Origin of the sequence: Vibrio sinaloensis DSM 21326, from assembly GCF_000189275.1 — a bacterium.
Classification (GTDB): Bacteria; Pseudomonadota; Gammaproteobacteria; order Enterobacterales; family Vibrionaceae; genus Vibrio; species Vibrio sinaloensis.
Genome location: NZ_AEVT01000024.1, coordinates 12089 through 32053, shown reverse-complemented (window position 1 = coordinate 32053; position 19965 = coordinate 12089). Strand labels below are relative to the sequence as shown.

At 45.3% G+C, this 19965-nt stretch carries 19 protein-coding genes; 11 read left to right on the top strand and 8 right to left on the bottom strand.

What is annotated here, in order from left to right; genetic code table 11:
- Nucleotides 1-67 precede the first annotated feature (67 nt).
- Complete coding sequence (locus RH45_RS05760; protein ID WP_008074876.1) at nucleotides 68-1099, top strand: GGDEF domain-containing protein; 1032 nt, start codon at nucleotides 68-70, stop codon at nucleotides 1097-1099.
- Nucleotides 1100-1134: 35 nt separating this feature from the next.
- Here RH45_RS05760 and RH45_RS05755 read toward each other — a convergent pair whose 3' ends face one another.
- The 3 genes from RH45_RS05755 to RH45_RS05745 form a co-directional block, all read right to left on the bottom strand.
- Complete coding sequence (locus RH45_RS05755; protein ID WP_008074874.1) at nucleotides 1135-1653, bottom strand: NUDIX hydrolase; 519 nt, start codon at nucleotides 1651-1653, stop codon at nucleotides 1135-1137.
- A 57-nt stretch (nucleotides 1654-1710) separates the two neighbouring features.
- The gene (locus RH45_RS05750) at nucleotides 1711-3348 is read right to left on the bottom strand and encodes a methyl-accepting chemotaxis protein (RefSeq protein WP_008074871.1); all 1638 of its coding nucleotides are present in this window, start codon (nucleotides 3346-3348) and stop codon (nucleotides 1711-1713) included.
- A gap of 284 nt (nucleotides 3349-3632) precedes the next feature.
- The gene (locus RH45_RS05745) at nucleotides 3633-5210 is read right to left on the bottom strand and encodes a BCCT family transporter (RefSeq protein ID WP_008074869.1); all 1578 of its coding nucleotides are present in this window, start codon (nucleotides 5208-5210) and stop codon (nucleotides 3633-3635) included.
- A 390-nt stretch (nucleotides 5211-5600) separates the two neighbouring features.
- Between RH45_RS05745 and RH45_RS05740 the strand changes: the two genes are divergently transcribed.
- Together RH45_RS05740 and RH45_RS05735 are read left to right on the top strand one after the other, a co-directional pair.
- Complete coding sequence (locus RH45_RS05740; RefSeq protein WP_008074866.1) at nucleotides 5601-6077, top strand: MarR family winged helix-turn-helix transcriptional regulator; 477 nt, start codon at nucleotides 5601-5603, stop codon at nucleotides 6075-6077.
- 118 nt (nucleotides 6078-6195) lie between these two features.
- Complete coding sequence (locus tag RH45_RS05735; protein ID WP_008074865.1) at nucleotides 6196-7260, top strand: GGDEF domain-containing protein; 1065 nt, start codon at nucleotides 6196-6198, stop codon at nucleotides 7258-7260.
- On the opposite strand, the gene RH45_RS05730 is transcribed toward RH45_RS05735, so the two are convergent.
- Nucleotides 7253-7708, bottom strand: coding sequence for an Lrp/AsnC family transcriptional regulator (locus RH45_RS05730; protein ID WP_008074864.1), 456 nt, complete (start codon nucleotides 7706-7708; stop codon nucleotides 7253-7255). The genes RH45_RS05735 and RH45_RS05730 overlap by 8 nt on opposite strands.
- 147 nt (nucleotides 7709-7855) lie before the next feature.
- On the opposite strand from RH45_RS05730, the gene RH45_RS05725 reads away from it, so the two are divergent.
- On the top strand, nucleotides 7856-8779 hold the full coding sequence (locus RH45_RS05725) for a DMT family transporter (protein ID WP_008074863.1): 924 nt from the start codon (nucleotides 7856-7858) through the stop codon (nucleotides 8777-8779).
- Here the strand turns inward: RH45_RS05725 and RH45_RS05720 are convergent.
- Nucleotides 8758-9024: a hypothetical protein gene (locus tag RH45_RS05720; protein WP_008074862.1), complete on the bottom strand. Its 267-nt coding sequence runs from the start codon at nucleotides 9022-9024 to the stop codon at nucleotides 8758-8760. The two genes, RH45_RS05725 and RH45_RS05720, sit on opposite strands and share 22 nt — an antisense overlap.
- Before the next feature lie 167 nt (nucleotides 9025-9191).
- Between RH45_RS05720 and RH45_RS22805 the strand changes: the two genes are divergently transcribed.
- Together RH45_RS22805 and emrD are read left to right on the top strand one after the other, a co-directional pair.
- Nucleotides 9192-9500: a cysteine-rich CWC family protein gene (locus tag RH45_RS22805; RefSeq protein WP_008074860.1), complete on the top strand. Its 309-nt coding sequence runs from the start codon at nucleotides 9192-9194 to the stop codon at nucleotides 9498-9500.
- 211 nt (nucleotides 9501-9711) lie between these two features.
- Entirely contained in the window at nucleotides 9712-10920 is a 1209-nt protein-coding gene (emrD, locus tag RH45_RS05710; protein WP_008074858.1) for a multidrug efflux MFS transporter EmrD, read from the top strand.
- A 40-nt stretch (nucleotides 10921-10960) separates the two neighbouring features.
- Here the strand turns inward: emrD and viaA are convergent, their stop codons facing one another.
- A complete protein-coding gene (gene viaA / locus RH45_RS05705; RefSeq protein ID WP_008074856.1) occupies nucleotides 10961-12406 on the bottom strand; it encodes an ATPase RavA stimulator ViaA in 1446 nt (481 codons plus the stop codon).
- A 9-nt stretch (nucleotides 12407-12415) separates the two neighbouring features.
- Nucleotides 12416-14080 (bottom strand): ATPase RavA domain-containing protein, encoded by a 1665-nt coding sequence (locus RH45_RS05700; protein ID WP_008074854.1) that lies wholly within the window; start codon nucleotides 14078-14080, stop codon nucleotides 12416-12418.
- Between the two features lie 267 nt (nucleotides 14081-14347).
- Here RH45_RS05700 and RH45_RS05695 point away from each other — a divergent pair, with 267 nt between their 5' ends.
- The 4 genes from RH45_RS05695 (at nucleotide 14348) to RH45_RS05680 (ending at nucleotide 18310) form a co-directional block, all read left to right on the top strand.
- A complete protein-coding gene (locus RH45_RS05695; RefSeq protein WP_008074852.1) occupies nucleotides 14348-14878 on the top strand; it encodes an NUDIX hydrolase in 531 nt (176 codons plus the stop codon).
- Nucleotides 14879-14889: 11 nt separating this feature from the next.
- Nucleotides 14890-15897, top strand: a complete 1008-nt coding sequence (gene ltaE, locus RH45_RS05690; protein ID WP_008074850.1) for a low-specificity L-threonine aldolase — start codon at nucleotides 14890-14892, stop codon at nucleotides 15895-15897.
- A 69-nt stretch (nucleotides 15898-15966) separates the two neighbouring features.
- A complete protein-coding gene (locus tag RH45_RS05685) occupies nucleotides 15967-16278 on the top strand; it encodes a c-type cytochrome (protein WP_008074847.1) in 312 nt (103 codons plus the stop codon).
- Nucleotides 16279-16453: 175 nt separating this feature from the next.
- A complete protein-coding gene (locus tag RH45_RS05680; protein ID WP_008074845.1) occupies nucleotides 16454-18310 on the top strand; it encodes a 5'-nucleotidase C-terminal domain-containing protein in 1857 nt (618 codons plus the stop codon).
- A gap of 73 nt (nucleotides 18311-18383) precedes the next feature.
- Here RH45_RS05680 and ppiC read toward each other — a convergent pair whose 3' ends face one another.
- Nucleotides 18384-18662 carry a peptidylprolyl isomerase PpiC gene (gene ppiC / locus RH45_RS05675; RefSeq protein ID WP_008074841.1) on the bottom strand — a complete coding sequence of 93 codons (279 nt, stop codon included), beginning with the start codon at nucleotides 18660-18662 and terminating at the stop codon, nucleotides 18384-18386.
- Nucleotides 18663-18862: 200 nt separating this feature from the next.
- Here ppiC and RH45_RS05670 point away from each other — a divergent pair, with 200 nt between their 5' ends.
- Nucleotides 18863-19801 carry a chemotaxis protein gene (locus RH45_RS05670; protein ID WP_008074837.1) on the top strand — a complete coding sequence of 313 codons (939 nt, stop codon included), beginning with the start codon at nucleotides 18863-18865 and terminating at the stop codon, nucleotides 19799-19801.
- Nucleotides 19802-19965 lie beyond the last annotated feature (164 nt).

Genomic DNA, 19965 nt, shown 5'->3' with positions numbered 1-19965 from the left:
CATTTGCCTTCCATTAACGGAGTGATATTCTGTATTGTATTCAATCAGAAGTATAGCGAGGAGCGAGATGATTCAATCGAATGGACTACTTGAATTTGGGCTGGTAGAACTAGAAGCACGCCTCACTATGTTTCGCTGTAGCACCGATACGTGCCAAAAGTGGCAGGCCCTTATCCCAGCTCAGGCTCAAGAAGACTTCAGTGATGGTATTTATCGTGCTTTATTGGAACAGTTTCAGCACAGCGAACAAATCAGTGCAGTGTTATCCCATTTTTCAACCCATAACGCACTAAACGAGTACATTCACTTGTTGTTCAATCAAACCTTCGACCAAACCTATATTGATCGCTTGGCGAAGCATGCATTGGATCTCACCAATCAGCAATGCAACCTCAGCACGTATAGCATGATTGGCTTCGAGCTCCATCGACAGGTGTTAAACAGGTTTGAGCAATTTACCGATGATAAGAGCACGCTTGATGCGCTCAGTAAACGCCTTCAGTTTGACATGATGTTGGTGACGGACTTTATCCATCACAAGGAGCTGGAAGACGTAAAACGATATTGCTGCTTAATGGAAATCAAAGACAGTCTGACCGATCTCTATACCTATGAAACGTTTATTGAAGAGCTCGACCGCATGGTTGCGCAATGTCAGCGTAATCACTCTTCAGTACTGGTTCTCAAAGCCAATGTAAAAGATCTGAATGGCATCAATCAGCGCTACGGATATGAGTTTGGCAACCAGGTATTACAAACTTTTGCCGCGGTGTCACAAGATCTCATTCGAAAGTCAGACGTTGTAGCGCGGGGTAAAGATGATAATTTCTATCTTGCCCTGCTTGATACTGACCAACAAGAAGCCAGCTCAATTTGTCAGCGAATTTGCGAACACGTTGAACAACGCAGTGAGCTCCCCATCACCTTGTGTTTCGGCGGTTCGAGTTATGTTCAAGACCAACCGACCAGCATTGATAAACTCATTACCTCTGTCGATAAGCATTTGCTGTTAGCGCAAAACAGAAGCAAAGTCACTAACCAGCATGAGTTTAGCGTATTCTTTGGCGCACAAGACAACGTTATTCACCTCGTCAAGTAGATCAAAAAAGCCTGCGGTTTCGCAGGCTTTTATTGTTAGAGCATCTCTTTAGCAATCAAATGGAGCAAGAAGGTTTCCCGCTCGATACTCATGCCTTTTTTTGGACTCTCTGCCATGGTCTTTTCGTTGTGAGCAATCGCATCATGAATGTTCATCCACACCGCTTTCATACCATTTTTGATTTCGTAGTCCTCATAAGAGGTTTCACCAAGTTCACGATTGATCTTACAGGTGTAGCAATAAGAAATCATATGAACGACGTCTGCGTTGTCCTTGTACCAAGGGCGAAACTCTTCATAAATACCAAAGGGCTTGATGCCATGAATATTCTGTGCGCCCGTCTCTTCTTCAAGCTCACGAACCATACCCGCAATGACATCTTCGCCCTCATCTAACCCGCCACCAGGAATGGTGTAATCGTGGTAACGCTCTGTATAAAGTAAGAGAATATCTTCCCCGTCCACAACAATGGCTCGCGCAGCGTTGCGTGTGAACACGATCTTATCGTCTAAATGCCCAATATCAGGGTGTGTGGTCGTTTTTAAATGTCTCATTTACGGCTTAGATTGAAAATTTGTCGAGATTCTACCACACCACTCTGAAGCAACAAGCTAGGCTAACTTAAAGCGATTGATCATTGTCATCAGGTTCTCAGACACATTGCGCAACTCTTGGCTCGAGCTTGCCATCTGATTTGACTCTTCAGACACACTTGATGCCATGTCATTTAAGCTGACCACGTTGCGGTTAATATCATTCACCGTAACGGTTTGCTCTTCTGCCGCGGTCGCGATATGTTGGTTCATCTCTTCAATGGTATGCACTTCCTTATTAATCCGGTTAAGAGCATTACCCGCTTGCGTCGAGAGCTGAGACGCATTACCGGCCTTTAGGGTACCTTGGTTCATCACCGTGACAATGTTCTCAGCGCCTTGCTGAAGCTTCTCAACAATGTTTTGAATCTCTAAGGTGGATTCATGCGTTCTTAAAGACAAGCTGCGCACTTCATCGGCCACAACTGCGAAACCTCGGCCTTGCTCACCCGCCCTTGCCGCTTCAATAGCCGCGTTTAAGGCAAGTAAATTCGTTTGCTCTGCAACCCCTCGAATCACTTCTAATACGGTATCAACGTTACGTGCATCGTTGGCAAGTTGCTGGACAACGTGACTTGCTGATTCAATCTGACTCGCTAGCTGGTTGGCTTCTTCAACATTCTCGCTAATGATAGCGTGGCTGCTGTTCGCTTCTGAAGCGGCTTGTCGGCTGGCGTCATTCGCTTCTACCGTTCTGCTGGCCACCTCTTCAACGGTCGCTAGCATTTCGGTCATTGCCGTTGCAAGCATATCCACATCTGACTGCTGCTGATTCAAACTTTCATCAATATGATGTACCGACGTAGAGAGTTGGCTTGCGGCACTAGAAACCTGGCTACCAGCATCGCTGATATTCAGCATAATACCTTGAACGGAAGCGACGAATTGGTTGAAGTGCCGAGATAGCTGAATCAACTCAGAGCTGCCCTCTTCGGGAAGCCTTTGTGTTAAGTCACCTTCCCCTTTAGAAAGGTCTTTCATCGCTCTAACAGTACGCTTGATAGGAGAAGTAATGGTTTTAATGAAAAAGCCGATCATGATGGAAAGAACCGCAAGTATCCCAACAGCGTAAGTTATGGAGGCGATTTCAGAGCGAGCGGTCGCGGCCTGCAAAGCAACCATGTTCATTCCAGAGCCAATCATCCACTGCCATGGTTCAAACTGTACGGCGTAACTGGTCTTTGGGTCTAAAGTCTCTTTATCTGGGTTTCGCCAAGTATAATCAACAAATCCACCGCCATTACGTGCTTGCTGATAGAGGTTTCTTACAAAGTATTGCCCTTCACTGTCTTGCAGCGACATGATGTTCTTACCCAACAAAGAGAGCACTCCCGTTGCCAATTGGACGCCTTGCGCATCACCAACGAAGATATAGTTATCACCATCAAACCTCATCGCGGAGATGGCTTGCAGTGCTTGGCCTTTCGCTTCATTTTCAGTCAACTGACCAGAGCGATGCAGCTGGTAATAGTGGTCTACCACTCCGACCGCTGACTCCACAAGAGTCGTAACACCACGCTCGTAGTTCTCCCTCATATTTTCACGAGATTTGTCGATATTCAGATAAGTGTTGACCAACAAGCCAACGGCAAACAATGCTAATATCGACCATGCACGTGCCGCTATGGACACTTCTCTAATCCACTTCATGTTCATATTTTGATTCCCTAGCCATTAGATATTTATAAGAAGCAATTTTGCGTCCTTGCTTCCAAAAACTTATACTTTTTATAAATACAAATGTAGCAGCTATTTATCTGAAATATCGTTAATTTTTCGAAGATTCTTGTCGTCAGCCATCTATTAATAGAAGGGTTATTTTAACGCGTTGAACAATAAAGAAGTGAGCCAAAAAAGTGCTGATGTAAGTGTTACTACCTAACTTTGAAACATAAAAAAAGGGATGCTAAGCATCCCTTTTTAACCCAAGCTTTGCGCTACTATCGGTCGTATTTCTCGGTACGCATGCCCATTAGAAGGCTCACACACATTAGAAGCAACACAATCGTAAATGGCAAAGCGGTTGAAATAGCCCCCGCTTGCAATGCTTGAATCGCTTCTGTGCCACCAATCCAAAGCAGTGCAACCGCAATCGCCCCTTCCATAAATGCCCAGAAGACACGTTGAAGGACAGGAGCATCAACTTTACCGCCCGCAGTAATGCTGTCGATAACCAATGAGCCTGAGTCTGATGAAGTAATGAAGAACACCAGTACCAACACAACAGCAATAATAGAAAGCGTGGTTCCCATTGGTAGTACATCAAACATCTGGAACATGGCTAGAGAGACATCAGTTAGGCCATTCGCCCCCAGCTCACCAACGTTGTTGATCACTTGATCGATGGCAATGCCACCAAAGACAGACATCCAAAGCAAAGTCACAGCAGTCGGTACGAGAAGAACGGCAGTAATGAACTCACGTACCGTACGGCCACGAGACACGCGCGCGATAAACATACCAACAAATGGTGACCAAGAAATCCACCAAGCCCAGTAGAATACAGTCCAACCTTGGAACCAAGCTTCATCTTCACGACCGTGCGGGTTACTTAGTGGAATAATGTTTTCTACGTAGGCCATCAAGGTGGTGCCGATGTTACCAAACGCGACAGCGTAACCGATTAACGCAACCAAAATCAGCAGCACAAAAGCAACGATCATGTTGATGTTACTCACTACCTTAACACCACCATCGATACCACGAATTACCGACACAACCGCCAATAAAGTAACCACAGTGATCACGACGATTTGTAAGCCAAGACCAGCTTCAATACCAAATACGTGGTGAATACCACTTGCGGCTTGCTGTGCGCCTAAGCCTAGGGATGTCGCAAGGCCAAATAGCGTTGCTAGAACCGCAAGGATATCAACAATGTGTCCAGCCCAGCCCCAAGCGCGATCGCCAAGTAGCGGGTAGAAAATAGAACGAATAGATAGAGGTAGGCCTTTGTTATAAGCAAAGAAAGCTAAAGAAAGAGCAACAATACCGTAAATCGCCCAAGGGTGTAGACCCCAGTGGAACATGGTCGCGCCCATAGCGAGCTTCGCAGCTTCCGCGGTATTCGCCTCGACACCAAGTGGCGTCTCATACCAACCGGTAAAGTAGGCAACTGGCTCAGCCACACTCCAGAACATCAAGCCGATACCCATACCGGCAGCAAATAACATTGAGAGCCATGAGATAAACGAATAGTCTGCGGTTGCGTCTTGGCCACCTAAACGGATCTTACCGAGTGGAGAGACAATCAAAGCCAGGCAGAATACAACGAAGATATTGCCAGACCAAATGAACAGCCAATCAAAGCTACCAATGATTTGCCACTTGAGTCCATCAAGCGCTGCTTTTGCGGTTGCCGAGTCCATAACCAGCGCAGCCACTAAGAATAGAGCGATAAAGCCAGCACTCACTCCAAATACGGGGTTGTGTACGTCAAACCCCCACTTTTGTACATTATCTTGACCAACGGTGTAGTCGGTACTATCGATACTGTACTTATCAATACCTTTTGTCATTTTTCCTCTCTTAACGAAGATCGATCCTTAATCAAGCTTTCAGATAGAAAAATCATTAGTGATGAAATTAATTTCTTCCATCTAAAAACATGATCGAATACACATTATTGTACGCCTTCAGCAGTCAGTTGCCAGTAATACCGACTTAAATGTTTACTTTATCACCAGTTTTTATCTTATTTGTGGAAATATCGTACAAGAGTGATATCGTCACTTTTCACTATACGTTTCGAATACTAAACATTTGCCGAGCTATATTGAAAACTGGCGCGAGGAATGAAATGACAGCCGATGTCGCTAAACTGAATTTGGAATGGTTTTTACACTTCAATTACAGTTAATTTTGATGTATTTTCTCGCCTCCTAACGCTTGCTCACTAAGGAAAAACATTGGAAAAGCACGAAGAAGTTCTCGTATCAATTCGCCAAATTATTCGCGCTATCGACTTACACTCAAAACGATTAAGTAAAGAGTCTGGTTTAACAGGTCCTCAGCTTATTTTGATGCGTTCCATCAAAGAGCTAGGTGAAGTGACGATCCGTGAACTTTCTAATCACACCAACATGAGCCAAGCCACCGCAACCACGATTCTTGACCGCCTAGAACGTAATGATCTGGTCAAGCGGGTTCGCAGCGTCCAAGATAAGCGTAAAGTCCACGCTCATCTGACCGAAAAAGGGTTGGAGGTGTTGAGTGAAGCACCAATGCCACTGCAACAAAACTTCATCAATAAGTTTCAACAGCTTGAAGAGTGGGAGCAGTCGCTGTTACTTTCATCTGTACAGCGAATTTCATCCATGATGAATGCGGAAGATATTGAAGTAGCGCCAGTTCTTGAACTTGGCAGCATTACCAAGCCTGAATAAGCCGTCCTGATTGAAATCTCAAAACCTTGGTCTAATGTTTTAATTATGCCAATGAGCTTTGCAAGGGCACCGTTTCTTCGGCCCTGGCACTCAGATTTCGTCTAATTCAAGGGGCTGTATGGTGAAATTGAGAGTTTTCGAGCACAAGCCTGGTGACGCCATCCTTGATATAGGCAAACAAAAGCAAGTCCTTAAGTTTATTGCCGCTCTCACGTTAGTTATCTTTGTTCCACTTGCAATTAAAAACATAGTAATAGGCGAAACCATGTTAGGTATCGTCTTACTGGCTTTCGAAATCACCCTACTGCTCGAAGTTGCGTTCATTATATACAACAACTCGCGCCTGTTTGGTCATGTCATCCCGCTTACCTTATTGACCATCTCGATTGTAATGGCGGTGGATGTGTTTGGCACACTCGCCAGCTATTGGGTGTTCCCGATTATTATCGCGATCGTATTTCTTCTGCCACAAAAAACAGCGGCAATCGCCAACACCATCATCGTTTTGGGGGTTAGCGCAGCGCTGTTTCCACATCAAGATCCTGAGATCACAGCTCGATACGCCTTTTCATTGGTCGCGACGTTTGTCATTGTGTATGTGGTGGTCAAAGAAGTGAGAAAGCTGCAAAGTGAGCTAAGGCACCTATCTGAAAGAGACGTATTGACCGGAGCGCTCAATCGCCACCAGCTTCATGCTTCGTTAGAGCGCGCCATAGAGCAATACAATCACTCCACCATCGTCATGATTGATATTGACCATTTTAAAGTGATCAACGATCAGTATGGCCACGATGTCGGAGATGACGTCATTAATGAAGTCGTCCGGGTGCTTAATCACAACACTCGCGCGGATGATCGGTTGTTTCGTTTAGGTGGTGACGAGTTTTTGCTTCTGTTTCATGGCATCGATCAATATTCAGTAGAATCCATTATGGCTCTCATCTGCCACAATGTCCGCGAACAGAATTACCCTCACCAAAAAGAAGTCACGTTGAGTTGCGGTATTGCCCAATCTCAACCTTTCGAAGAGAGTCAAGGCTGGATGAAACGCGCCGATCTCGCACTCTATCAATCTAAAGCGCTTGGCCGAAATAGGGTGTCGGTCTATTGCGATGCAAATCAATCACAGTTTGAAGACGTACCCAATATAGACTCCAACCGTCACCGTAGCAGCGTTAAGTAAACACAGGCAGCTCACTCGACTCTTTAACCTGACGAATCGCAAGATGGGTATGAATGTCTTTAACGTTATCTAAGCGCTGTAGCTGACGCGTAAAGGACTCGTACCCCATCAGATCTTGGCTGACAACTTCCAATAAGTAATCATAGGCGCCAGACACCACATGGCAACTCGTCACTTGCTCCATATTCAGGACAGCAAGTTCAAAAGCATCGATAGAGCTTGCTTGGTGATTGTTCAAACTCACCTCAACAAACACTGTCATGCCGACCCCCACTTTCTGTTTGCTTAGCTTTGCTTGATAACCAGCAATGACGCCATCTTCTTCCAGTTTCTTGATTCTTCTCGCACATGGAGAAGCGGATAAACCTACCTTATCGGCAATATCGGCCGTTGATTGGCGAGCGTCTTTCTGCAGTAGCGACAAAATGTGTCGGTCAATTCTATCCATCGTCATTCCTTGGCGATTTCCATCAATTTACGCGTAGTTATTAGAAAATACATGCGCACTTTACTCAATTATTAGTTCACTTTGCCATATTTCACCGTTCATTACGACTGATAATTAGTTCACATACAACAAACCTATAACATCACTATGATTTCTGGCTATTTGGCAATGATTGCCACCTTACTGCTATGGTCTGGCTTTTTTCTCTCACTAAGAAGTGGGGCTCACTCTGATCTCACGACCGCAGACATCGCACTTACTCGCTTTTTAATACCTGCGTTAGTCTTACTGCCTTTGGTGATCAAGTCCAAGCAAGCCATTGTATTAGTACCCAAACGTTACCTTTTAGGTATGTTCATTGGTTGCGGTCTTCCCTACCTTTTGGTTGCTGGCTCCGGTATGGCGTTAGCCCCTGTCTCGGATGGCAGTGCGCTGATTCCAGGTACACTTCCTCTATTTGTCTCCGGGATCGCAGTCTTGCTATTTAAACAGCCGCTTAGCCAGCATCGCATTTTCGGATTAAGCTTTGTGGTCATTGGCATTGTCACTTTTCTTGCTCAAAGCCTAACCCACATGGACAGCAGTTTACTGCAGGGTCACATGCTGTTCTTACTTGGGAGTTTAATGTGGGCAACATTTACCATTTGCGCGAGAGTGTCGAACCTTAATCCGTTAGTTACGGCTGGATTCATCTCATTGATTTCATCTTTCGTGCTGCTGGCTCTTATTGGGGCGAATGTGCTGCCAAGTCACCTTGCCACGAGCAGTGTGTCTCATTGGCCATGGAAGGAGCTACTTGGGCATATCAGTTTGCAAGGGATTGGAGCTGGTATTATTGCTGCTTTTACCTATTTACATGCAATCTCAACATTGGGGGCGGAAAGGACAGCCGCTTTCGGAGCGGCAACACCAGCCATAGCAACGATTCTGGCAATTCCAGTATTTAGTGAACAGCCAGATGTGATTGGTTGGTTAGCACTTGGCTTGGTGTGTTTTGGAAGTTTGGTCTCAAGCAACGTTTTTATGAAGCAAGATACCTCGCTGCTCTATCAACCACCCAAATTTAAATAGCCGGTAATCAATAGCGCGCTTGCTAAACATGTTCTTAACGCCGCATGGGAATGCAATTTGTTTTTCATGCGCGTTAGGAAAGGAGCTGAGATAAACGCTGCAATAAGTAGCCAAACAACGCTACCGGGCAGTGCCAGTTCAATGATCAATAATCCTAGTAGCCAGCACTGCAGCTCGCGGTGTGTAAAGCGGAGTTTTAGGGCTAGTGCAGTAATAAATACTGCGGCAGCAAGCAAAGGAATCATAGTGGTGCGTCTTATTATTGGTTTATCTGCCACCAATACTAGTGATAATAATTATCATTTGCAAATATAATTTACGACAAAGTGCTGTTTTGTTCTTTGGCAAAATTGCCCTACTCGCTCGGTTCGTATTATAGTTCTGCACTTTAGCATTAATGAGTACTTTAGCTTTGAAATCTCCTTGTATCGCAGCGTGCAAAAATGAAGGCGGCATTTGCGGTGGATGCCATCGAACGATGGATGAAATCATCAACTGGCGCCATCTTACCGAACAAGAACGTGAGTCTGTAATGGAAGCACTGCAACGTAAGCCAGCCACTCATACTTGCCCCAGTTGCAACCAGCCTGCTGTATGCGACATTAGTCAGGGTAAGCAAACCTGTTGGTGCTTTACCTTAGAGCAGAGAGATACCAGTTCAGTAGAACAGGCTGATGCTTGCCTATGTCGGAAGTGCCTTACAGAGCTACCTATCGCATAATTATCTCTACTTCAATGCATTAAAAATTGGATTAGTTTTTCTAATCCAAACTATAGATTTTTATCTTGCTCAAGATCACACTTTTTGATTGCCAGAGTGCTTAACTCACTCTAATATCTCGCGCCTGAAAGTTCCCTTATTTTTTATTTAGATTAGCTTTGCTACGGCAAAGTTATTGTTTTTTGCGCTTTAAATTTAGGTGTGGTCGGCAATGTCTGCTTCTTCTCAAGTCATTAAATTAACCTTCTTGATCGCTATTTTGACCGCGGTAGGTCAAATGACCCAAACCATGTATGTGCCTTCAATTGGTCACATGGCGAACGAGTTTTTGGTTTCCCCTGCGGCTCTACAAGCCGTCATGGCCTGTTACTTGATTCCTTATGGCTTATCGCAATTTGTTTACGGCCCTCTCTCTGATCGATTAGGTCGCAAGCCCATTATCGTGGCAGGCTTGGTTATCTACATTGCTGGCACCATCATGGCCTTATTCGCCCACCAATATGAATGGTTCCTCGCGGGTAGCTTTGTCCAGGGCTTAGGTATCGGATGCGGCGGTGCGATGTCACGCACATTAACTCGTGACATTTTCTCAGGTGCGGAACTGCATAAAGTGAACAGCCTAATCAGCATGTGTGTCATCTTTTCACCGCTGTTGGCACCAGTGCTAGGGGGTTACCTTACTGAAGCGTTCGATTGGCGCTCAAGCTATATGTTCCTAGCTCTGTTTGGCATTGCCGTGGTAATCACCATGATGACCAGCTTTGCAGAGACCCTACCTAAAGAGAAGCGCCGCTACGAGCGCGTTACAGATAGCTACCGTTATGTACTGTCAGATCGTCGATTCCAAGGCTATTTGATCTGTCTAATCGCGACCTTCTCTGGTGTGGCAATTTTCGAGGCTGCAGCAGGCGTATTGTTAGGGGGCGTATTAGGCCTCCCTGCGACTACTGTAAGCCTGCTGTTCGTATTACCGATTCCCGGTTACTTAGTTGGAGCTGCATTATCGAGCCTAATTGCCGCGAAAAAGAGTGAGAAAAGTACGTTAATCTTTGGATTGTTTGCGATCTTGAGCGGTTCTTTGATCGTATTGGTGCCGGGTTTAATGGGGAGCACAAGTGCTTTGACGCTGGTTGGCGGTGCGACTGTGTATTTCCTTGGCGCTGGTGTTCTGTTCCCTGCGGCAACAACAGGTGCTTTGTCTCCTCTGCCCTACCATGCTGGAACAGGCGGCGCTGTATTAGGTGGAATGCAAAATCTTGGGGCTGGCTTAGCCACACTCGCCGCGTCACTGATTCCGACCAACAATCAAATGCCACTGGGTGCACTGATGTTACTGATGTCTGTTCTGGCGCTGGTTGGTTTGATTCGTGTTTACCGCAAACAAGACCCTTCCAACGATCAAATGCCATTGGCAATATAACGAAAGGAGCTCAATGAGCTCCTTTTTCGTTTTACTCCGATTACCATTTCTTCATGAATCGCCCCATCAAGTTCGGGTGATACGACCAACAATGATCGAACATCGTCATGAGTTCAGGATTACCGTATTTTGATAAGCTGATGGCATGAAATCGATTCTTTTGTGCCTTGAGTTGATCCACTTGTCGAGCCATCTCATCAGATTGTTTTGGAGCAATGAAATCTGAAATCACCACCATATCAGCGTTTTTGTATTTATCACCACACATTAAATCGATCGATTTCATTAACACCGGCTCAAGGTCGGTACCACCATGAAAGCTGTACGTAAGAAAGTCACTGGCTTCACGCAATCCATCTTGCTTGGTTAACTCATAGGTAATCTGCTCAGTAGAGAAAAGAATCACATAACAATCACGATCTTCTGCCAGAGCTATCTGCATCAGTGCGTAAGCCATTGCCTTAGCACACTGTTCTGGAAATCCGCTCATTGAGCCTGATGCGTCAACACAAACAATAAAAGGCCCTTTTTCGACATCGACTTGCTTGTTATCAGGGCGATGTGCTTTCACTTTGCGCAGTGTGCGAGATTTACCTTGCATCTTGTAGTTCATCAAACGCTTGTCGACCAAATGTTTGTAGAACACAACCTCTAGTTCAGGATAAGCCAAAAACATCGTCTCGTTAGGTAACAACTTATTCAAATCGTCGCTTTCATGAATTCCGACAATGTCGTCAGTCGCCCTATCAGACTTCTCTTCGACCATCTGAAGCTCTTCAGCTGGCGCACGATTGAGGTCAGGATCGTCAACCTGACCGGCCATCCGACCAAGCTTCTCAGCAATATCTTGTAAGCCTTGATGTTTTTGCAAAAACTCGGCATGGCGCTTCATCACCGATAGATCTGTCCGGCTCAGTTTCGCCGACGCCATATCCCACAACCGACCCACACTACCTTCGTCCCCCTCTTCTGTTACCTTGTCCATGTTTTTCATGGTTTCCATGCGTTGGTAAAGATCCTTAAGGACTTTCTCTTTGTTCGCTTCCAACTCCGTTAACTGAGCTTGGCGAATCGCATCAGACAAGCTCTTGTACCACTGGTCGCAAAAATAGTGCGGAAACATAGGGTTATGAACCCCTTTGTTTTTCTCGATCATACGGCGCGCCTGCAAATAAAACGCAGAGTGCCACTCTAACTTTTTAATGACGTCTGGGATCTGTTCGAAAAACTGCTCTTCGTTCCAATAAATCACTTCTTGATAAAGGGCGAGCTCTTGTTGGAAACGCTCAGTTTCACACACTCGGGTAATGCGCTTTTTCACGCTACCGCGCCATTTAAGCAGATGGTTTTTTACCGAAGACTTAACTCCGCGGTTCTCTGTGACAACCATCATCTGCGAGCGAGCCATCAAGTCATTGACCGCTGAATCAATCATGCCTGAATCGGCAATCATTAATGCGAGGTTTAATCCGTCTGCGCCTAACATTTACACCCCTTACGAGAAGAATTGGTCTAGGTTTTTAAAGCGGAAAACCGTACGTTCACACTCGGTTTTGGTTGATTCTAAAACTTGCTGAATGTGCTGCAGACTCGCTTCCATTGCGCGAGGCAACTCAGGATCAATAAAATTGTGAGGCAGGGCGCCATGGAAGTTAGAACGCACTTTACGAAGGTGGTGCTCTGCATGATCAAGCTGAGCCATCGCTTGCTCCGCTTTAGTAAGCCACTCTTGATACAGTGATGCGTCTAACCCTTTGTTGGTAACTACCGAAACCAGCACGGCACGATTAGCGATGTCTTTAATGACTAAGTTATTTGCAGCATCGACATCAAATCGAAGACGGCACATATTGGTGTTCTGGTTAACGTAACCATACACATCACCATGACCTTCCTTGATAACGCGTTCAAGCTCATTTTTTGGTACGTAAACCCAACGACTGTCGCCTTTCTCAGATTCAGAAACCGACATATTGCTCTGAAGCAACACCAGTTTAACGAGGTCAAAAGCACTGCCGACCTTGTAACTCTTAGCTCCAGAAATATCGTAGCTGTTGACCTGCTTCTTCAACAATCCAGTGCTTGATTCTAACGAAAGCATAATACCGAACTCAGATTCCAACTCTTCCTGAATGTCATCAAGTTCTTCACGACACAAGCTAATTTGCTGCTCGACATCTTGTTGGTCAAAGGCATGCTTCAAAGCAAACTCTTTAACGACATTACGCACAACTTCGCGCGATTCTGGGCTGTTCCACAAACAATCTTGCAGCAGCAGTAAATCCAGAGGGTTGATAGCGTCACGACCATTAAAGTAAGCACTGGCTTTAAGCAGTTTAACGGCCTTCTTCCAACGGCGGTCAGACACATACATATCGGTATCGGCAATGTCGACACCAGTTGACTCTGATGCCGCTTGTTCGAGCAAACTCTTCAGTTCAAATAGTTTTTCAAAGACCTCATCCGTCAAAGCGAGGTTTTCTAACTCACCCTGCCATTGGTGGTACTCTTCGTCTGTAATAGCCAGCCCCTCAGGAATCTGCGCTTCTTGAGGCGTACCCACGGTGAGCATTGATTTGAAGTTCTGTTTGTTTTGAATTCGGTTAACAAAAACACGGACCAACATACGGTCATAGAGCGCCTCAAGACCGCTGTCTTCGTCTGGAAGTTCATTCGACGCTGAGACCAACAAGCGCATAGGTACGCGCTCAATATCGCTGCCATTCTTAAACGTCTTCTCATTCACCACAGTAAGTAATGTGTTCAAAATAGCAGGGCCCGCTTTCCAGATTTCATCCAGAAAAACGACCTGAGCGGTTGGCAAGTATCCTTCGGTTAAACGTAAGTAACGACCGTTATCTTTGAGTTCTTGAATGCTCAGTGGACCAAACACCTCTTCCGGTGTAGAGAATCGGGTCATTAGGTATTCAAAGTAAGAGGAGTTGTCGAATGCTTGGATAAGGCGTTTGGCGATGAGACTCTTAGCGATACCCGGAGGCCCGAGGAGGAAAACGCTCTCTCCTGCCAGCGCTGCAAGTAAACAGAGTTTAATGGTATCTTCACGCTCATAAACGCCATCAGATAAAGCCTGCGCAAGTTTATTAATTCTCTCAGAGAGTAACGCTTTTTGAGAGTGGGATACCTGAGTAGGTTTAATCATTATGCGCTCCTCTGAGTTTAACCAGACAGTGTGTATGTATAATTTTATACATTTGTTATCACTTTGTTACAAGTGCAATTTCTAAATAGGACAAATCTTTATATCAAAAGCATTTATCGTGTAACGACCTGAAAACAATGTTTCCATTATTGCGATATTTATCACTGTAAGACTTAGATGAAACGCATTTGTATTTTGCATAGTTCTTCCTTTAGTCCTCATAACTCGCTAAGGTATTGCCAGCGTTAGTTGTAAAGAAAAAATAAAATGACATCACCTCAATCTGGACACACGATCCACACATGGAAGCGCATCTCTCTTATTGAAGAGCCGCATACCTTGCCAAACGGCAAAACAATTCAGCACACGACCATCAGCCACCCTGGCGCAACCGTCATCCTACCGATCACTGACGATGGAAATATCATCATCATCAATCAGTACCGCCCCTCACTTAAGAAATGGTTATTGGAGTTACCCGCCGGAACCATTGAAAATGCGGAACACATCGAAGAATGTGCCAAACGAGAGCTAGAAGAGGAAACCGGTTTCAGTGCTCACGAACTGTTTTCACTCGGTCAAGTCACGCCATTAGCGGGTTTTTGCGATGAAATCCAATATCTGTATGTCGCGAAAGGGCTAGAAAAGACATGTCGCTTTGAATGTGATGAAGACGAGGTCATTGAAGTATTGGCGCTCTCTTTACAAGAACTCGAACAAAAAATAATTAACGGCGAAATCACTGATGCCAAAACAATAGCGTGCGTCAGTAAAGCCAAGCTATGTGGCTATATATAGGAGCAAACACAATGGATTTTCGTTCAGACACGGTGACTAAACCTACCCAAGCAATGAGACAAGCAATGGCAGAAGCGGTTGTTGGTGATGACGTCTACGGTGATGACCCTACCGTCAATGAACTTGAGCTTTGGGCAGCCGAGCGACACGGCTTTGAAGCGGCGTTGTTTACCACCTCCGGCACGCAGGCGAACTTACTCGGACTAATGGCTCATTGTCAACGCGGAGATGAGTACCTATGCGGTCAGCAAGCCCACAATTATAAATACGAAGCGGGTGGCGCCGCCGTTCTTGGATCGATTCAACCACAGCCGATTGAGAATAACCCAGATGGTACCCTCGATTTCGCCAAGCTTAAAGCCGCAATCAAACCAGACGATTCCCATTTCGCTCGCACTAAACTGCTGAGCCTTGAGAACACCATAAACGGTAAGGTGCTGCCTTTATCCTACTTAGAGCAAGCTCGTCAGTTTGTCGACGAAAACAACCTACAGCTACATTTGGACGGGGCGCGCGTTTACAATGCCGCAGTCGCTCTAGATGTCGATGTTAAAGAGATCGCCAAGCACTTTGACTCAATGACGGTCTGTTTATCAAAGGCATTAAGCGCCCCAATCGGCTCATTGCTTTTAGGCGACAAAGCGTTCATCGAGCGTGCTCGTCGCTTACGTAAGATGGTCGGCGGAGGTATGCGTCAAGCGGGTATACTCGCTGCAGCCGGAAAGCTGGCTTTAACCGAGCAAGTTGAGCAGTTAAAAACAGACCATGAAAACGCAAAAAAACTGGCCCTAGGGCTGAGCAAATTAGATGGCTTCCACGTAAACCCTGATTTTGTTCAAACCAACATCGTGTTTGCAAAGCTCGATGACTCGGTTGATATCGAAACCATTGCAAAGCAGCTAAGCCATGACGGTATTACGATTTCGCCGGGGAATCCAATTCGTTTTGTTACCCACAAAGACATTTCAAGTGCCGACATCGACCAAGTATTGGCAAGACTTGCGTACTATCTCAAATAATCAATGTTGAGCTTCCCCTTAGGGGAAGCTTTATTCTTAGCGTATCCCAATTCACCTACGCGCAACCCTATGAAAAGACTGCTTGCCCTAGTTTTCCTCATTCCTTCACTCTCTTTTGCTAATGATAATTTTGGCGATCCTCAACTGGGTAAGATAAAAGCGCCAAGCTGCATTTTCTGCCATGGTGTCGATGGCACGGCGTCGAACCCTACTTACCCTCACATTAAAGGGCAAAATGCTCAGTATCTGTTTCAGTCTATGAAGGATTATCAGGACGGAAAGCGAAAAGGCCCACTTGCTCAAATGATGAAAGCGCAACTTTCTCGGCTTTCTGATCAAGATCTCAGGGACATCTCAGCGTATTTTTCTTCTCAGAACTAGTTGTTTTATAAATAGCGAAAATGATGATCATCACAATAATTGATACGTTATAACATTTCCATTTGATGTGAGTCGCACTAATTTATGCAAGCCAAGATGATTTTCATCATAAACCTATAATCGAAAGCTGAAGATCAAGTTTTCTTCTCAATGAACTCATTTATAGGGATAAACAATGAAAACGAGCCCATTGGCACTAGCCTTCCTGTCAGCAGCGGTCGCTTCAGGGTGTGCAACGCAAACATCGAACAACGCACCTTTCGATCTAACCATCTTACATATCAATGATCACCACTCACACCTTGAGCCATCTTCTCAAAAGCTTAAGTTGGCAGGTGAGTCAACTTACACCGAAGTTGGTGGCTTCCCGGCATTGATTACAGCGCTAAACCAACGCACTGAAGCAAGTGAAAATGTACTTAAGCTTCATGCGGGTGACGCAATTTCAGGTACTTTGTATTACGCACTTTTCAAAGGCGAAGCCGACGCGGCAATGATGAATCATGCTTGTTTTGACGCATTTGCATTGGGTAACCATGAATTTGATGATGGAGACGCAGGCCTAGCTCAGTTCCTTGATTGGATGAACGAAGGTAAATGTGAAACAGAAGTCATTGCAGCTAACGTGATTCCAAAACAAGGGGTTTCTCCACTCGCACTAAACTCTGCCAACGATTACTTCAAGCCTTACACCGTTAAGCAATACGGTGAGCAAAAGGTCGGTATCGTGGGTATTGATATCGCAAACAAAACCATGAATTCATCAAACCCAGATGAAACAACGCAGTTTCTTGATGAAGTCGAGACCGCGCAAAAGTACATCGATGAATTGGTAGCAAAAGGGATTTCTAACATCATCCTTCTCACTCACTACCAATACTCTAACGACCTACAACTTGCAGAGGCGTTAACGGATGTTGACGTAATCATCGGCGGCGACTCCCACACCCTTCTTGGCGACTTCGAAGCCGTTGGCCTAAAAAGCGAAGGCGCATACCCGACGCTTATGACGAATAAAGACGGTGACCAAGTGTGTGTCGCGCAGGCGTGGCAGTACACTCAGATCCTTGGAGAGCTTTCTGTCTCATTTGACGGCAATGGTAAAGTTGCCGCTTGTAACGGCACGCCACATCTTTTAGTTGGCCAAGAGTTCAAGCGTAAAGACGAGAATGGTAAAAAACAGCGCCTTGAAGGCGAAGAACTAGCGCAAGTTCTTGCGGCAGTAGAAGCTCAACCAAACCTTCTTCAGGTAACACCCGATCCTGCAACGCAGAAAACGCTGTCTGCCTTCACGCAGAAATTGGACGTAATGAAGGATCAAGAGATCGCACAATCTTCAGAACTGCTGTGTTATGAACGTGTACCGGGCCAACAAAAACACAATGGTGCGGATGGCTGTGATGATCACACTACCTTACACGGCTCGCAAGTGGCTGATTTGGTAGCGCAAGCATTCCTAGCCCAAACCAAACGTGCTGACGTAGCGATCCAAAACGGTGGCGGCGCGCGTGCCAACATCACACAAGGTAAATTTACGGTTGCTGGTGCGACCAAAGTGCTGCCATTTAATAACACCATGGTAAACATCACCATGACAGGCGCCGAAGTGAAGCAAGTACTGAACGAAGCCGTAGATAAAGCTTACTTAGAGTATGTCGATAACAGCGCTAAAGGTTCAGACGGTGCGTATCCATACGCAGCTGGTATCCGTTATGACGTCAACTTTAATCGCCCATCCGGTGAGCGAGTCCACAATGTTGAAGTAAAAGCGAAAGGCGATGGTACTTGGTCTGCACTTAGCGATGACAGAGAGTTAGTCGTGGTCACTAACGATTACATCGCAGGTGGTAAAGACGGTTACACAACCTTTGGTAAAGTCTCTGCTGACAAGTCGAAGTATGAAAACACACTGAAACTGTACACAGAAACGTTCATCGATTACGTGCGCGATTTGACTGCTAAAGGCGAGAAAATTGCTCCAGTAGCTGCTGAAGATCGCAGCACACAAACCTTCACTCCAAAAGCGAAGTAAGGTATAGAAACAAAACAGGCCAAGGGTAAACCTTGGCCTGTTTTTATTTAAATCGGAATGTAGCGTACTCAGATTAGGTGCGATAAAGCACTTTCACTACGTGCCAACCAAATTTGGTTTTCACTAAATGAGGCACTAAAGTTTCGCCAGAGAAGCAGACTTTATCAAACTGAGGCACCATCTGACCGCGTTTAAACTCGCCAAGATCACCACCACGTTTACCTGATGGACATGTTGAGTATTTCTTTGCCAACGTTTGGAACTTCGCCCCTTTCTTAAGTTGTTTGATGATGTCTTCTGCCTGCTCTTTGTGCTTAACCAAGATATGCAGGGCTGCTGCGGTGTTTGCCATTGTCTTGTCTCTGAAATTAGTCTTCGGCGTGGATTGTAGCCGAATCAAATGCGATCTTCACCCCAGCTTTTGATCTATTCGACCTTAAGTGTCGATTATCTAAGCTCTTGGAAGGCAATTTGTCTCACACAATTGAAGATGTTTTTATTTTGGTTACTATTGTCCAATAACCCTTAAGTTTATGTGTAGTCGAGACCCCTATGGCAAAAGTCGTAAGTAAAGCAAACCAATCGCAGGGCATGTTGATGTTTACGTTAACATCTAATCAGCAATTGTTTGCAATTGGTACGCTCAAAGTTCGTGAGATTGTTCCTTTTATGCCAACGACTCAAATTCCCTACTCGCACCACCATGTGGTTGGTACAGTAACCATTCGCGATTTGACCATTCCTGTCATCAATATGCCTGCGGCCATTGGTTTTCGTCCGATTCAGCCAGATGAGTATGAATCCTGCTATTTGATCGTGACAGACTGTCTACGTACTGTGGTTGCCTTTATGGTTCGCTCAATTGAAAAGATCATTGAGTGTGATTGGAAAGCGATTGAGTCGGCGCCACCTTCTGCGGGACATAACGTCTTCGTTACTGGGATTACACGTTATGACGATAAGATAGTGCAAATGCTCGATGTTGAGCTGTTGCTGTCAAAAATTTACCCTCAATATGAGTCGACTAATATTCCGATGTTGACCGATATTGAGCGAGAGCGACTCAAAGCCTTAAACATCCTGCTGGTAGACGATTCTTCGATTGCTCGCAAGCAGTTATCCGATGCACTTGATAGCATCAACATTCCTTATCAGATTCGCAATAATGGTTTGGATGCCTTACAAGCCATGCGCGAACAAGCTGATAATGGTACCCCTATTGATCTGCTGGTTAGCGATATTGAAATGCCAGGTCTTGATGGCTATGAGCTAGCGTTTGAAACACAAAGCGATACAAGGCTCTCTAACGCTTACATCATACTTCACACGTCGTTATCGAGTGAGATATGTGTCGATCGTGCGCAGCAAGTCGGTGCCCATGAAGCGCTAGAGAAATTCAATGCTGGCGACCTAATCAAAGCCATGTTGCGAGGTGCAGCCAAACTAGAATCTGGGCAAAAGGTAACAGAACATATCGAAGTGGATGTGTAACTTCCACTTCTGATAGTCGAACATGGTGGTGGTTAGGTTGAGTAGCTCCCCTCTCAAGTCAAACTATCGCCGCTGATTCGCAGGTAAACTAGAGGAATATTTCGCAGAATTATTCGTTTAAGTTCATAATTCTAAATAATAATTCCGACTATATAGTCATTAAA

Bases quoted from the DNA above. Each gene is read 5' to 3' on its own strand.
- ltaE (WP_008074850.1), top strand. From the start codon at position 14,890: ATGGATTTTCGTTCAGACACGGTGACTAAACCTACCCAAGCAATGAGA.
- emrD (WP_008074858.1), top strand. From the start codon at position 9,712: ATGTCTGCTTCTTCTCAAGTCATTAAATTAACCTTCTTGATCGCTATT.
- RH45_RS05755 (WP_008074874.1), bottom strand. From the start codon at position 1,653: ATGAGACATTTAAAAACGACCACACACCCTGATATTGGGCATTTAGAC.
- RH45_RS05720 (WP_008074862.1), bottom strand. From the start codon at position 9,024: ATGATTCCTTTGCTTGCTGCCGCAGTATTTATTACTGCACTAGCCCTA.
- RH45_RS05680 (WP_008074845.1), top strand. From the start codon at position 16,454: ATGAAAACGAGCCCATTGGCACTAGCCTTCCTGTCAGCAGCGGTCGCT.
- RH45_RS05725 (WP_008074863.1), top strand. From the start codon at position 7,856: ATGATTTCTGGCTATTTGGCAATGATTGCCACCTTACTGCTATGGTCT.
- RH45_RS05695 (WP_008074852.1), top strand. From the start codon at position 14,348: ATGACATCACCTCAATCTGGACACACGATCCACACATGGAAGCGCATC.
- RH45_RS05670 (WP_008074837.1), top strand. From the start codon at position 18,863: ATGGCAAAAGTCGTAAGTAAAGCAAACCAATCGCAGGGCATGTTGATG.
- RH45_RS05700 (WP_008074854.1), bottom strand. From the start codon at position 14,080: ATGATTAAACCTACTCAGGTATCCCACTCTCAAAAAGCGTTACTCTCT.
- RH45_RS05745 (WP_008074869.1), bottom strand. From the start codon at position 5,210: ATGACAAAAGGTATTGATAAGTACAGTATCGATAGTACCGACTACACC.
- RH45_RS05730 (WP_008074864.1), bottom strand. From the start codon at position 7,708: ATGGATAGAATTGACCGACACATTTTGTCGCTACTGCAGAAAGACGCT.
- RH45_RS05750 (WP_008074871.1), bottom strand. From the start codon at position 3,348: ATGAACATGAAGTGGATTAGAGAAGTGTCCATAGCGGCACGTGCATGG.
- ppiC (WP_008074841.1), bottom strand. From the start codon at position 18,662: ATGGCAAACACCGCAGCAGCCCTGCATATCTTGGTTAAGCACAAAGAG.
- viaA (WP_008074856.1), bottom strand. From the start codon at position 12,406: ATGTTAGGCGCAGACGGATTAAACCTCGCATTAATGATTGCCGATTCA.
- RH45_RS05760 (WP_008074876.1), top strand. From the start codon at position 68: ATGATTCAATCGAATGGACTACTTGAATTTGGGCTGGTAGAACTAGAA.
- RH45_RS05685 (WP_008074847.1), top strand. From the start codon at position 15,967: ATGAAAAGACTGCTTGCCCTAGTTTTCCTCATTCCTTCACTCTCTTTT.
- RH45_RS05735 (WP_008074865.1), top strand. From the start codon at position 6,196: ATGGTGAAATTGAGAGTTTTCGAGCACAAGCCTGGTGACGCCATCCTT.